At 66.1% G+C, this 13533-nt stretch carries 15 protein-coding genes; 10 read left to right on the top strand and 5 right to left on the bottom strand.

Annotated features, from left to right (window positions below; all coding sequences use genetic code 11):
* Positions 1-277: 277 nt before the first annotated feature.
* Positions 278-1669, bottom strand: coding sequence for a sensor histidine kinase (locus QQL87_RS35285; protein WP_284423673.1), 1392 nt, complete (start codon positions 1667-1669; stop codon positions 278-280).
* Entirely contained in the window at positions 1644-2309 is a 666-nt protein-coding gene (locus QQL87_RS35280; RefSeq protein WP_284423674.1) for a response regulator transcription factor, read from the bottom strand. Before QQL87_RS35280 ends, QQL87_RS35285 begins: the two co-directional genes overlap by 26 nt.
* A gap of 120 nt (positions 2310-2429) precedes the next feature.
* Here QQL87_RS35280 and QQL87_RS35275 point away from each other — a divergent pair, with 120 nt between their 5' ends.
* From QQL87_RS35275 to QQL87_RS35265, 3 genes are read left to right on the top strand one after another with little or no spacing between them, the layout of a single operon-like run.
* On the top strand, positions 2430-3209 hold the full coding sequence (locus tag QQL87_RS35275) for an ABC transporter ATP-binding protein (RefSeq protein ID WP_284423675.1): 780 nt from the start codon (positions 2430-2432) through the stop codon (positions 3207-3209).
* Positions 3210-3226: 17 nt separating this feature from the next.
* Positions 3227-4093, top strand: coding sequence for an ABC transporter permease (locus QQL87_RS35270; protein WP_284423676.1), 867 nt, complete (start codon positions 3227-3229; stop codon positions 4091-4093).
* Between the two features lie 35 nt (positions 4094-4128).
* Positions 4129-5139, top strand: a complete 1011-nt coding sequence (locus tag QQL87_RS35265; RefSeq protein WP_284423677.1) for an ABC transporter substrate-binding protein — start codon at positions 4129-4131, stop codon at positions 5137-5139.
* Between the two features lie 447 nt (positions 5140-5586).
* On the opposite strand, the gene QQL87_RS35260 is transcribed toward QQL87_RS35265, so the two are convergent.
* The gene (locus QQL87_RS35260) at positions 5587-6948 is read right to left on the bottom strand and encodes an ATP-binding protein (RefSeq protein WP_284423678.1); all 1362 of its coding nucleotides are present in this window, start codon (positions 6946-6948) and stop codon (positions 5587-5589) included.
* A 3-nt stretch (positions 6949-6951) separates the two neighbouring features.
* Positions 6952-7659 carry a response regulator gene (locus QQL87_RS35255; RefSeq protein ID WP_284423679.1) on the bottom strand — a complete coding sequence of 236 codons (708 nt, stop codon included), beginning with the start codon at positions 7657-7659 and terminating at the stop codon, positions 6952-6954.
* Between the two features lie 210 nt (positions 7660-7869).
* On the opposite strand from QQL87_RS35255, the gene QQL87_RS35250 reads away from it, so the two are divergent.
* From QQL87_RS35250 to QQL87_RS35235, 4 genes are all read left to right on the top strand, one after another.
* Positions 7870-8139, top strand: a complete 270-nt coding sequence (locus tag QQL87_RS35250) for a hypothetical protein (RefSeq protein ID WP_284423702.1) — start codon at positions 7870-7872, stop codon at positions 8137-8139.
* A 130-nt stretch (positions 8140-8269) separates the two neighbouring features.
* Positions 8270-8881, top strand: a complete 612-nt coding sequence (locus QQL87_RS35245) for a LemA family protein (RefSeq protein ID WP_284423680.1) — start codon at positions 8270-8272, stop codon at positions 8879-8881.
* 75 nt (positions 8882-8956) lie between these two features.
* Positions 8957-9796 carry a TPM domain-containing protein gene (locus tag QQL87_RS35240; RefSeq protein WP_502871253.1) on the top strand — a complete coding sequence of 280 codons (840 nt, stop codon included), beginning with the start codon at positions 8957-8959 and terminating at the stop codon, positions 9794-9796.
* A 17-nt stretch (positions 9797-9813) separates the two neighbouring features.
* On the top strand, positions 9814-10311 hold the full coding sequence (locus QQL87_RS35235) for a TPM domain-containing protein (protein ID WP_284423682.1): 498 nt from the start codon (positions 9814-9816) through the stop codon (positions 10309-10311).
* A gap of 138 nt (positions 10312-10449) precedes the next feature.
* Here QQL87_RS35235 and QQL87_RS35230 read toward each other — a convergent pair whose 3' ends face one another.
* Complete coding sequence (locus QQL87_RS35230; RefSeq protein WP_284423683.1) at positions 10450-11430, bottom strand: helix-turn-helix transcriptional regulator; 981 nt, start codon at positions 11428-11430, stop codon at positions 10450-10452.
* 86 nt (positions 11431-11516) lie between these two features.
* Between QQL87_RS35230 and QQL87_RS35225 the strand changes: the two genes are divergently transcribed.
* The 3 genes from QQL87_RS35225 to QQL87_RS35215 all read left to right on the top strand — a co-directional run bounded on the left by QQL87_RS35225 (position 11517) and on the right by QQL87_RS35215 (position 13475).
* On the top strand, positions 11517-12161 hold the full coding sequence (locus QQL87_RS35225) for a glutathione S-transferase family protein (RefSeq protein ID WP_284423684.1): 645 nt from the start codon (positions 11517-11519) through the stop codon (positions 12159-12161).
* Positions 12162-12393: 232 nt separating this feature from the next.
* Positions 12394-13095, top strand: a complete 702-nt coding sequence (locus QQL87_RS35220) for a hypothetical protein (protein WP_284423685.1) — start codon at positions 12394-12396, stop codon at positions 13093-13095.
* A 2-nt stretch (positions 13096-13097) separates the two neighbouring features.
* Positions 13098-13475: a hypothetical protein gene (locus QQL87_RS35215; protein WP_284423686.1), complete on the top strand. Its 378-nt coding sequence runs from the start codon at positions 13098-13100 to the stop codon at positions 13473-13475.
* Positions 13476-13533: the final 58 nt, after the last annotated feature.

Raw genomic sequence — 13533 nt, 5'->3', positions numbered from 1 at the left:
ATTGTCAGGGATCAGCCCGGTCCAAAATGTCAGGGATCAACCCGGTCGGACCGGGTGCTGAACTGACTTGTGAGCGACCTGGATATTTGAGTTGTTTGTGAGTTGTTAGAGCGTCCAGGCCGCGTGCCTCAATTGGGGGGCGCGGATCGGTGCTCTCGTTGGGGGCCCCTCATTGACAGCATGACTCGCGGACCCCCACCCCCGACCCCTCCCCGCAAGGGGGAGGGGAGGCCACCGTCATCGTTGCTTCAGCTCGGATACAAGCTGCTCTGGTTCGTCAAGTTGGCTCCAGTGCTTGATCGGCGACCGGCAGCTCCAGCCTTACGCTGAAATCCCCTGCGCCGCCGACAAACCGCAAGCTGCCCCCATGCGCCTGCGCGACCTCGGCGGCGATCGCGAGCCCGAGGCCGGAGCCGCGGGAGGCGTCGCCCTTCTGGAACGGCGACAATGAGCGTTGTTGCGCCTCCGCCGCGATGCCCGGCCCGTCATCCCAGACGATGATCGCGACCCGCGTTGCCGTTTTCTCCACCCGCACCATCAGCCGCGTCTTCGCGCCATGCGCCAGCGCGTTGTGGATGAGATTGGCGAGCGCCTCGCGCACGCTGATCGCGTCGACCGCGATCACAACGTCCTCGTCTGACGGCACGAAGCTGACGGAGACCTCGCGGTCGAGCGACAGCGGCACGCTCTGCGACAACACCGACTTTGCCAACGCATTGATGTCGGTCGCGACGAAGCGCGGCGCCTGGGCTCGGTGCTGGATCATGGCGTGGTCGAGCAACTGGCTGGTGAGGCGGGCGAGGTCTGTGATGCGGCTGCGTAGCCGGTCGAGCGCCTTCGGATCTTTGGTCTGATCCGTCAACAGCTCCACCTCGGCGTCGATCGCCGCGAGCGGCGTGCGCAGCTGATGGGTGGCGTCGGCGATGAAGCGCTGCATCAGGCTGATGCGCTCGGACAGGCGCTGCATGAAGCCGTCGATGGCGCCGACCAGCGCGCGCACCTCGCGCGGCGGCGTCATGGCGATCGGGCTCAGATCATCCGGCCGGCGCTTGACGATCTCGGCCTCGATCCGCGTCAGCGGCGCGAACACGAGGCGAAGGCACAGCGCGGTTGCGACCAGGGCCAGCAGGCTCATCGCCGCGATCAGGCCGATCGCCTTGGAGGCGAGATCCCAGGTCAGCGCGTCGCGGGCGCGCAGGGTCTGCGCCAGCACGATCGTGCTCCAGCCGTCGCCGGGGGCGCCGTCGAGCCGCCGCGCCACGGCTGCGATGCGCACTGCCTGGTCGCGATAGACGCCGTCGCGCAGAACGACGCCTTCGCGCAGCGCCGCGGCGGGCACGGTCATGGCGAGGTCGTCATAGCCGGCAACGACCACGCCGCGCGGATCGGTGACCCGGTAGAACACGAGGTCATACGCCGACAGCGTCGCGAACGCCGCCGCCGGCGGATCGAGCGTCACGACGCCGCCATGCATGTAGACGTTCTCGGCGATCTGCACGGCGCCGCCGGCGATCAGCTTGTCATAGGCATCGCGCGCGGCGGTGGCGGCATATTGCCAGGCGGCCAGGCTCAGCACGACGGCGCCGACCGCCAGGATCGCGCCGATCGCGATCAGGAGGCGCGCGCGCAGCGAGGCCCTGATGTCACGAAGCGTGGAGCTGATAGCCAAGGCCGCGCTCTGTCTTGATCTCGACGGATGTCGCCGCCAGCTTGCGGCGAAGCCGCGCGATGAACTGCTCGACGGCGTTCGGGCTCGGGTCCTGGTCGAAGCTGAACAATTGCTCGACGAGCTCCTCCTTGGCGACGTAGCGCCCGGGACGCGCCGCCAGGATTTCCAGTACGGTCAGCTCGCGCCGAGTCAGATCGAGCGGCTGGCCGGCGACGCTCGCGGTGCGGCCGGCGCGGTCGATCACCAGCGGCCCGAGCGTCAGCAGATTGTCGGACTGGCCGGCCGCCCGCCGCAGCAGCGCGCGGGCACGCGCATCCAGCTCGCGATAGTCGAACGGCTTGATCAGATAGTCGTCGGCGCCGAGGTCGAGCGCGCCGATCCGGTCGTCGACCGCGGAGCGCGCGGTCAGCACCAGCACCGGCGTACGCAGGCCGCGCTTGCGCAAGTGCTTGAGCACGGCAAAACCGTCCATGTTGGGCAGCATCACGTCGAGCACGATCAGGTCATAGGTCTGCACCTCGAGCAGCTCGCTCGCAGTGCGGCCGTCCTTCTCCCAGTCGACGGCATAGCCGATCCGTTCGAACCGGCTGGTCACGGCGGCGCCGATCTCGGGCGTGTCTTCCACCAGCAGGATGCGCAAGGTCTCGTTGTCCGCCTCGGAGTCAGGTTCGCGTCAGTCTTCTCCTCTATCACTTCGAATAAGGACGCCGAAGTGCACCAAGCGAAATTTCGCACTGCAACATCAAGGAGGGGAGGACGTATGACTGTCCATCAATCGCCGTCTCAGTTCGAGCCACTGCTCTCCGTCGAGGGCGTCACGCTCCAGTACAAGACGCCGGATACGCTGGTCACGGCGACCTATCGCGTCGATTTCAAGGTCTTCGATTCCGACCGTTTCGTGCTGCTCGGGCCCTCCGGTTGCGGCAAATCCACCCTTCTCAAGGCGATCGGCGGCTATCTGAAGCCGACCGAAGGCCGCATCCGGCTCAAGGGTCACGACGTCACCGAGCCTGGGCCGGACCGCATGATGGTGTTCCAGGAGTTCGACCAGCTGCTGCCCTGGAAGACGGTGCGCGAGAACGTCGTGTTCGCGCTGACCGCCAGCGGCCGGCTCGGCACGGCCGAGGCCAACGAGCGCGCCAAATCCTATATCGACAAGGTCGGCCTCACCAAGTTCATCGACTCCTATCCGCACATGCTGTCGGGCGGCATGAAGCAGCGCGTCGCGATCGCCAGGGGCATGGCGATGGAGCCGGACGTGCTCTTGATGGATGAGCCGTTCGCGGCGCTCGACGCGCTGACCCGGCGCAAGATGCAGGATGAGCTCTTGCAATTGTGGCAGGACACCCGCTTCACCGTGCTGTTCGTGACGCATTCGATCGAGGAGGCGATCAAGATCGGCTCGCGCATCCTGCTGCTGTCGCCGCATCCGGGCCGCGTCCGCGCCGAGCTCAACAGCGTGCCGCCGGGCACGATGGGCTCGCCCGAGCAGGTCGCGCTCGAGGCGCGCATCAACGACATGCTGTTCGGCCACCACTGAGGGACGGGAGAGAGATCATGAGCGAGACGCTGGCACTGCGCCCCGAAATCGTCAATGCAGACACGCCCCTCGGCGACATCAAGGTCGAGGCGAGCCTGTCCATCATCGAGCGCATCTACCACATCGGTGCGGTCCGCAAGGCCATCATCCTGGTGGCGCTGGCCGCGCTGTGGCAGGCCTATGGCCTGTGGCTCGGCAATCCCTTGCTGTTTCCCACCTTCACCGACACGCTGTCCGCGTTCTTCGAGAACATCGGCAACGGCGTCATCCCGGCGCGCACCCTGGTGTCGCTGGAGACGCTGCTGATCGGCTACGGCGTCGGCATTGCGCTCGCTGCGGTGCTGACCACGATCGCGATCGGCTCGCGGATCGGCGCCGACATGCTGGAGGCGCTGACCTCGATGTTCAACCCGCTGCCGGCGATCGCATTGCTGCCGCTGGCGCTGATCTGGTTTGGTCTCGGCAAGGGCAGCATCATCTTCGTGCTGGTGCATTCGGTGCTGTGGGCTATCGCGCTCAACACCCATTCGGGCTTCCGCTCGGTCTCCAACACGCTGCGCATGGTCGGCCTGAACTACGGCCTGCGCGGGCTGAAGCTGGTGCGCTTCATCCTGATCCCCGCCGCATTCCCGGCGATCCTCACCGGTCTCAAAGTGGGCTGGGCCTTCGCCTGGCGTACCCTGATCGCGGCCGAGCTGGTGTTCGGCGTGTCCTCGGGCTCGGGCGGGCTCGGCTGGTTCATCTTCGAGAACCGCAACCAGCTGGAGACGGCCAACGTGTTCGCCGGCCTGTTCACGGTGATCTTCATCGGCCTCGTGGTCGAGAACGTCGTGTTTGCGACGATCGAGCGCAAGACGGTGCGGCGCTGGGGCATGCAGCACTGAATTCGGCTATAACCATAACAACAAGGGAGACGACCATGTCCTGGAGCAAATCAATCGTCGCCGCGATCAGCCTCGCCACGCTGCTCGCCACCACCGCCGCACAGGCCGAAGTCAAGGAGATCCGCCTCTCCAAGGGCTACGGCATCCTCTATCTGCCGCTGATCGTGATGGAGGATCAGAAGCTGATGGAGAAGCAGGCCGAGAAGGCCGGGCTCGGTCCGTTCAAGGTGAGCTGGCAGCTGCTCGACGGCGGCAACATCATCAACGATGCGATGATGGCGGGCTCGCTCGACATCGCCGGCACCGGCGCGCCCGGCTTCATCACGCTGTGGGCCAAGGCCAAGGGCATTCCGGCGGTGGAGGTGGTCGGCGTCAGCGGCCTCTCCTCGACCTCGCTGTGGATGAACAGCAACAACCCGGAGATCAAGTCGCTGAAGGATTTCAAGTCCAGTGACAAGATCGCGCTGCCGGGCATCAAGACCTCGCTGTCGGCTGTCATGCTGCAGATGATGGCGGCGCAGGAGTTCGGCAAGGAGAACTACGCCAAGCTCGATCCGATGACGGTCGGCCTGCCGCATCCGGAAGCGGTGGCGGCGCTGGTCTCGGGCAAGACCGAGATCACGGCGCATTTCACCTCGCCGCCGTTCTCCTACATCGAGCTCAAGGATTCCAAGATCCATCGCGTCGCGAATTCCGCCGACGTGCTCGGACGGCTGACGATGGACGTGGTGTTCGCCCCCAAGCGGTTCGTCGATGCGAATCCCAAGGTCGTGCAGGCCTTCCTCGATGCGCTTGACGAGGCCTGCACGCTGATCGCCAACGACAAGGCCGCCGCCGCCGAGATCTACGCCCGCACCGCCAAGGTGAAGACCACCAAGGAGGAGGTGCTGGAGATGCTCCAGGACAAGGACACCTGGTTCTCGTCGACGCCGGAAGGCGTGCTGAAGATCGCCGAGTTCATGCACGGCGTCGGTTCGATCAAGGTCAAGCCGGCGAGCTGGCAAGACATGTTCGTGACCCAGCTGCGCGACCGCAAGGGCAGCTGAGCGTCTCGGATACCGCGACCACGGTAGGCTCCCTCTCCCCGTTCTTCACGGGGAGAGGGTCGGGGTGAGGGGCAGCGGCACGGGCGGTGCAGCTGTTCTACTGCGAACTAATTCTCGCCATCTGCGCAAACTTGATAGGGGACACGCCCCCATGGTTTCCATCGGAGGCGTAGTCGTCGTGCCCGTCCGATGGACCTTGATCCTGACTCCGGATGTGCCATGCCCACCCGGATTGCTGCGCAATCCGACCTCTCCCCGCAAAGGGCGGGGCTATCGATTTGACGATCGAAGTGTTGTGCTCGTCTGTTTCCACGCCGTCATGGCCGGGACAAGCCCGGGCATGACGATGTGGAGACGGTTTCGCGAAAAACTTAGATTGGTCATATGCGATAGCCCTGCCGCAAAGGGCGGGGAGAGGTTGCAGCACCCGTGCCGAGAGAGATCGCTTCACCGAACCGACGCATCGGAAGGAAATGCGATGCGCATCCGCAGGCCGCCTTCGGGCGAGGTCGACAGATCGAGGCTCGCGCCATGCGCGTCGGCGATCTGCTTGACGATGGCGAGACCCAGCCCGCTGCCGCCGGTGCTGCGGCTGCGGGAATTATCGAGCCGGAAGAATGGCTCGAACACCGCGTTGCGGGCGTCTGGCGGAATTCCCGGGCCGTCGTCGTCGATCGCGATCACGACCTCGCGGCCGGGCAGTTGTCGCACGGTGCAGCGTGTCGCGAAGCGCAGCGCATTCTCGATCAGATTGATGAACAGGCGCCGCAGCGCCGTCGGCTCGGCCAGAACGTTCAGCGGTCCATGGCCGAGCTCGGCCTGGATGCGCGCTCCGCTCTGGCGCCGGTCCTCGACGATCTCCGCGAGCAGAGCCTTGAGATCGACCGGCTGCCGCTGGATCGCGGCGAAGCCGCCGCGGGATACAGCGAGGGCGTCCTCCAGCAGGCGTGTCATCTCGTCCAGGTCGGCGGCGGCCTTGTCGCGCTGCTCCTCCTCGGGCAGGCGCTCGACGCGCAGCCGCAGCCGGGTGATGTAGGTCTTGAGATCGTGCGACACCGCGCCGAGCAGCAGCGTGCGGCCGCGCACCAGCTCGGAGATGCGGGTCTGCATGTCGTTCACGGCCGTGATCAGCCTGCGGATCTCCGGCGCGCCCGCCGGCTTCACGTGAACCGCGGTCGCATCGCTGCTGAACTGGCCGAGCGACTGGCTGAGCTGGCGCAAGGGGCGCGCCTCGCGCGCGATCGCGATCACGGCGGCCATGCCGATCAGCGCGCCGAGCAGGCCGACGCCGAAGCCGGGCGGCAGGCCGAGAAGGCGTCGACCGGTGACACCGCTGGCTTCGAACACGAGGTAGCCGTGGTCGCGCAGCGACACGGCAAAACGTACCGAGCGGCCGACGTTGCGCCAATTGTCGCCGATGTGCCAGTCGCGCCAGCGCGGCAGCCCGGCGCGGGGCCTCAGCACGATCACGTCGCGCGGCTGCAGCGACTGCAGATATAACGTCAGGAATTGTTCGGCGAGCGGCCGGCGCACGGCCTCCGCGGAGGCCTCGGGCCGCTCCTGCGTCAGCGTGACCTGGAGACGTTCGCTGCTCACCGCCTTCAGGACCAGGGGACGATCTGCCGGCCCGGCGCTCTCGATCAGCTGGACGATGGCGCTGACCTGCTCAGGGACCGGAAACAGCCGCCTGAAGATGTCCTCGCGCGATTCGCTCAGGAACAGCCAGCCGAGGCCGACCGCCCACAGCGCAATCAGCGCGAACAGCACGATGGCCATCAGCCGGCCGGCGAAGCCGAGACGCCCGAGCACGGCTTAAAGCTCCTTGACCGAGCCGGTGAAGATGTAGCCGGCGCTGCGCACCGTCTTGATCAGCTCGTCCTCGCCCTCGCGCTCGATCTTCTTGCGCAGCCGGCTGACCTGCACGTCGATGGTGCGGTCGAGCGGATCGGCCTGCCGGCCGCGGGTCCAGTCCATCAGCTGCTCGCGCGACAGCACGCGGTTGGGCCTGACCAGGAAGCAGCCGAGCAGCTCGAACTCGGCGCTGGTCAGCGGCAGCGGCCCTTCCTCCGCATGCGCGATCTCGCGCTTGTCGAGATCGACCGTGAGCTTCGCATTGACGAGGAAGCGGCGGTTTTCCAGCGGCGCCGGCTCGGCGCGGCGCAGGATGGCGCGGATGCGCGCCACCAGTTCGCGCGGGCTGAACGGCTTTGGCAGGTAGTCGTCGGCGCCCATCTCGAGCCCGACGATGCGGTCGATCTCGTCGCCCTTGGCCGTCAGCATCAGGATCGGCACCCGCGAGGTCGCGCGCAGCCGGCGGCAAATGGAAAGTCCATCCTCGCCCGGCAGCATGATGTCGAGCACGACGAGATCAGGATCGCCGAAGGTGTTGCGAAACCGGTCCAGCGCCGCGCCGCCGTCGCCGACATCGACGCGAAAACCTTCGCGCGCGAGATGGTCGCGCAGCAGGCTGCGGATCTCGATGTCGTCCTCGATGATCAGGAGATGGGGCCGCTGGTCCATGCTGATAGCTTTAAGAACACCTCGTTGTGCCGGGCAACCCCGCCCGGAGGACCGTTACAAAACGTTACACTGTCGCCCCTTCCTGCAAACCGCCCGCAAACTTGGTGGGTGATGCTCCGTCTACGCCATGAGGCGGTGGTGACGTAACAGGAGAGACAGATGCTTTCAGTTCGGACCTCATTCGCGGCTGTCGCGATCGGCGCCATGGTGATGGCCCTGGGCACCTCGGGCGCAAATGCCTGGACGCGCAGCGGCGGCGGCATGGGTCCGCGCGGCGGCACGTGGTCGACCTCCGCCTCGGGCGGCTGTGTCGGCGGCAGCTGCAGCCGCAGCCATGGCGGCACCTACACCGGCCCGCGCGGCCGCGTCGTGACCAACAGCGGCGAGACGTCCTGCGCCGGCGGCACCTGCACCCATACCGGAACGACCACCGGGCCCAATGGCGGCACCGTCAGCCGCAGCAGCACCGTCACGCGCTGAGGCAGCCGCGACGCAACGCTGCGATCCGCAGCCTTTCATTTTGCCGCGATGTCGCCTATCTCACCTTGCGAAGGCAACGCCGCGCCCGGACAAAGTTCCCGGGCGCGGTCGGCCGAAGGGGGAAATTGCGATGCGGAGATTGCTGACCGTGCTGGCGGCGCTCATGACGCTGAGCCTGACCAATTGCGGCTACAACGCCATCCAGACCAATGACGAGCAGGTCAAGGCGGCCTGGTCCGAGGTGGTCAACCAGTACCAGCGCCGCGCCGATCTGGTTCCCAACCTGGTCAACAGCGTCAAGGGCTTTGCCCAGCAGGAAAAGGACGTGCTGCTCGGCGTCACCAACGCCCGCGCCAAGGTCGGCAGCGTGCAGGCCACGCCCGACGTCGTCAACGATCCCGCTGCGCTGCAGAAGTTCCAGGCCGCCCAGGGTGAATTGAGCAGCGCGCTGTCGCGGCTGCTGGTCGTGACCGAAAACTATCCGCAGCTGAAATCGGATGCGCTGTTCCGCGACCTGATGTCCCAGCTCGAAGGCACCGAGAACCGCATCACGGTGGCGCGCAACCGCTACATCAAGTCGGTGCAGGAGTATAACGTCGGCATCCGCACCTTCCCGAACAATCTGACCGCGATGGCGTTCGGCTACAAGGAGAAGGCCAACTTCACGGTCGAGAACGAGCGTGAGATCTCGGTCGCGCCGAAGGTCGACTTCAACGCGCCGTCGCCAGCGCCCGCCAAATAGCCGGAGCATCCGATCTTGCGCGTGCGCTCGGCCGTCAAGGCGCTGCTTGCGACGTTGCTCGTCTGCCTCGCCACAATGGTGCTGGCCGACGTCGCGGTGCCGCAACTCACAGGCCGCGTCGTCGATCAGACCGGCACGCTGTCCTCGTCCGATATCGCCAGCCTGACGCAGAAGCTGAGGGATCTGGAGACCCGCAAGGGCAGCCAGGTCGCGGTGCTGATCGTGCCGACGACGCAGCCGGAGGCGATCGAGCAGTTCACGATCCGCGTTGCCGAAGCCTGGAAGATCGGCCGCAAGAAGGTCGACGACGGCGCGCTGCTGGTGGTCGCCAAGAACGACCGCAAGCTTCGCATCGAGGTCGGCTACGGCCTCGAAGGCAGCCTCACCGACGTCACCGCCCGCCGCATCATCGACGAGGTCATCACGCCGAGGTTCCGCAGCGGCGATTTCGCCGGCGGCATCGACGCCGGGGTCGATCGCATCATTGGCGTGATCAATGGCGAGGCTCTGCCGGCGCCGCAGCCGCAGGCGTCGCATGGCGTCGATCTCGACATCGATTCCATCGTCTCATACGCGCCGGTCGCCTTCTTCGGTGCGATCTTCCTCGGCGGCGTGCTGCGCACGCTGTTCGGCCGGCTGCTGGGCTCGCTGGCGACCGGCGGCGCGATGGGAATTCTGGCCTGGGTCCTGGTCGGATCGATGACGCTGGCGCTGCTGTCCAGCGTCGCCGGCATCGTCATCGCCTTCATCGCCGGCGGCTTGCCCGCGACGATGCCGTCGTCATCAGGCCGCCGCGGCGGCTGGTCGAGCGGCTCGTCGTCATCAGGCTGGAGCAGCGGCAGCTCGAGCGACAGCGGCAGCTTCTCCGGCGGCGGCGGCAGTTTTGGCGGCGGCGGCGCCTCGGGCAGCTGGTGAGAACGGGGCGCGCGACCATGGGCATCAGGCGGATCGGACGGCACCTTCTGCATCACCACTGGCAGCTGAAGCGGATCTTCACGCCCGCCGTGCTCGTGCGCATCGAGCAGGCGATCAAGGACGGCGAGCGCACCCATGCCGGCCAGCTGCGCTTCGTCGTCGAAGGCGCGCTCGACGGCCAGCCGCTGTGGCGCAACCAGCCGCCGCGCGAGCGCGCGCTCGACATCTTCTCGCAGTTGCGGATCTGGGACACCGCGCACAACAACGGCGTCCTGATCTATCTGCTGCTGGCCGATCGCGACGTCGAGATCATCGCCGACCGCGGTATCCATGCAAAGGTCGGCGCGGCGGGCTGGGAGACAATCTGCCGGGCGATGGAGGCGGAGTTTCGCCAGGGCCGTTTCGAGCAGGGCACGATCTACGGCATCGCCGCGGCCTCACGCGAGCTCGCCAGGCACTATCCCCCGCACGCCGGCGAGACGAACGAGCTGCCCGATGCGCCGGTGGTGCTGTAGCTCACGCCATCTCGACATTGTTTTGCACCGCTCTCACCCGGTCATTGCGAGCGCAGCGAAGCAATCCAGAGTCCTTGCTGAGCCCTGGATTGCTTCGCTGCGCTCGCAATGACGCGGATAGGTCGGTTTGCTCGCAACCTACTCCGTCGTCGCAGACACGTCGTACCGCCTCGCCATCGCCTGCGCCAGCTCGGCCATCTTGGCGCGCAGCTCGGGTGGGTCGAGCACGTCGGCCTCGGGGCCGAAGCGCAGCAGCTCGCCGGCCGCGTGCCACAGCGTCGTGCCGGTTGGAATGGTCGCGATGCGCCAGCCATCGGCATCGGCGTCATCCGCAAGACGCGTGCGCGCTCGCACATAAGGCTGGCTCCACACCTCCAGCAATTTCACGCCGAGCGGCGACAGCCGCACGGTCGCGATGTTCGGATGCAGCTCCGCTTCCAGCCGCTCGGTCGCGGCCCGCCAATGCGCGGCGAGATCGAACGCGGGAGGCCGTGCGAAGCTCTCGTCCGTCACGGTGCAGTCGAGGATCCGCGCCACCCGGTAGGTGCGCACGCTGCGCTCGACCTTCCCTGCGAGATACCAGCTGCCGCCCTTGAGCACGAGCCCGAGCGGCGCGACGCGGCGGCGCTTTTCGGCACGCCAGCTCTGATAGCGGATGTCGACCAGCCGGTCGGCGAGCAGCGCATCCGCAATGGCGCGCAGATGCGGCGGCTCCTCGGCCTCGCCGAACCAGCCGGGCGCATCGAGATGGAAACGCGCCTGCATGCGGCCGGCATTGGCACGCAGGCTCTGCGGCAGCGCTGCGACCAGCTTGGTCTGCGCCGTGCTCAGCGCATCGAGGCCGAGCGCGGCGGCTGGCCCGGGCAGGCCGGCCATGAACAGCGCGTCGGTTTCCGCCGGGGACAATCCGTTCAGCCGCACGCGATAGCCGTCGAGCAGGCGGAACCCGCCCTCGGCCCCGCGCTCGGCATAGACCGGGATGCCCGCCGCCGCGAGCGCGTCAATGTCGCGATAGATCGTGCGCACCGAGACCTCGCACGCCTCGGCCAGCTCGGGCGCGGTGGCCTGGCCCTTGGCCTGCAACGTCGTGAGGATGGACAGCAACCGGCTCGCGCGCATGCGCTTCTTAAATCATACCTGACACGGGTTGTCAGGTATGGTGTGCGACAAGCCCGGCATCACAGCCGGCCACGGGAGGAACCATCATGACCACCGACGACAAGATCACGCTGTATTATTCGCCGCAGTCCCGCGCCGCCGGAGCGCGCGTCCTGCTTGAGGAGCTCGGCGCGCCCTATGATCTCCACGTCCTCAACATGAAGGCCGGCGAGCAGCGCAAGCCGGAGTTCCTGGCGATCAACCCGCTCGGCAAGGTGCCGACGGTTGGCCATCGCGGCCAGATCGTGACCGAGCAGGTCGCGATCTTCATCTATCTCGCCGATCTGTTTCCCGAGGCCGGGCTGACGCCCGCGCTCGACGATGTCAGGCGCGGGCCCTATCTGCGCTGGATCGCCTATTACGGCTCCTCGTTCGAGCCGGCGGTCATCGACCACTTCATGAAGCGCGAGCCGGCGCCCGTCACGCAGTCGCCCTACGCCGACTACGACACGATGCTCGGCGCCCTGGAGCAGCAGCTCGCCAAGGGACCCTATTTGCTCGGCGAGCGCATGACCACCGCGGACATCCTGTGGGGCATCGCGCTGAACTGGACCATGATGTTCGGCATCGTGCCCCGCAAGGACGTCTTCACCCGCTATGCCGAGCGCATCACGTCGCGCGCGGCGTTCCAGCGCGTCACCGCGGCGGATGCCGAGATGGCCGCGCAGCACGCGGCGGCAGCCGGTGGTTGAGTTGCCTGGCGTGAAGCAGAGACCCCGCCGATGGCGGGGCCTCGCGTCTGTCGATTCGCCAGGAAGATCGTGCTACGGGAGTTTTCCGCGACGCGCGCGTGGAACGCTAAGATGAAGGTCAAGGTAGTTAGCAAAGCACAGGCAAAGGAAGAGCGGAACTGAGTCGGCGACTGCACCGCAGAGGTGTGGTTGCTGCGGATGTTGATGACGAATCGTCGGCGGGAAAAGCAGGATGATGGCACGACGCACTCTACTGGCACTTCTAGCAGGAAGTTTGGCATCGCTGCTGTCGGCTTGCGGCAGGAGCGATGCCACCTTTCGTTATCGGCTTGCCTTCTCGGTCAGCATCAATGGAGCCGGAAAGTCGGGCTCCAGCATCATCTCGGTGCATTACTGGAAGGGAGGAGCCTCTTGGGGGACCGGTGAAACGACCTACGCCATCGTGAAGGGCGTTGCCCCGGTTGTCGACCTCGGCCAATACGGCATGCTGGTCGCGGCGATGGCATACAATGTCAGGGAATGGGCCACCCGCAGGAAGGAGCATGGGCTGGCCTGCAAGCAACCGCTCACGGCAGATTCGTTGCCAGGAAAGTTCAGCACAGAGCCGGCAACGCTCGCGCATCTCCGTGAGGGCAAGCGTGACCTAACAGAGGATTCCTACCCCGCCTTCATCTGGTTTCCGCCTGGCCAGCCCTACGAGCGGGCGCAGCAGATCTGCCCGGAAGAATTTTCCCGCGTGATCGGTGCCAAGGTCGAATTGCAATCCGTCACGATCGAGGTCGCGCCCGACGCGCCGTTGCTGACAAGACTCGAAATCAGCGCTCCCTGGTTGGACGAGATCAGAGCCGATCAAACGAATTTGGGTGGCGTTACGTCCAAAGCAGGAATTTTCAAGCCGTATCGTACGAGCATGATTGAAACAGACGGTACTTAGCGATGACCGACGCAGCCGAACTGCTACTTCCGTCTCTTCTGGTATTGCGGAAAACTACTCACTCAGTGCGGATGGCGGCGCCATTTGCGCCCGCCATCCCGTCCGCTGTTGTTGAGTGCACTGTCGCGAAAATGGCCGCCCGCGTCTTCCCGATCCGCCTCAAGCCCGACGACTGGGCCAGCGGCGACACCCATTGGCTGCTCGACGTCAGCTCCCCCTCCAAAAAAGCCGCCATCGCGGTGCTCGCGAACTTCAAGCAGGTCGTGAAGGACAAGCCCATCCGCATCCACCCGATCGTGAGCCAGCTCGTCGATCCCGACGTGTTGGAGAGGATGAAGGTGCGGACGGTGGGGCAAGGCAGGATAAGCAACTCCCAATGAAGGAAAGCGCTAAGCCTATGAGCGGTTGGAAATCCCTTCTTGAGAATGCGGCTGAGCT

The sequence above is a fragment of the Bradyrhizobium sp. SSBR45G genome (assembly GCF_030159255.1).
Taxonomy (GTDB): Bacteria; Pseudomonadota; Alphaproteobacteria; order Rhizobiales; family Xanthobacteraceae; genus Bradyrhizobium.
The sequence above is the reverse complement of the archived record's forward strand: the minus strand, read 5'-3'. Positions and strand labels throughout refer to the sequence as shown.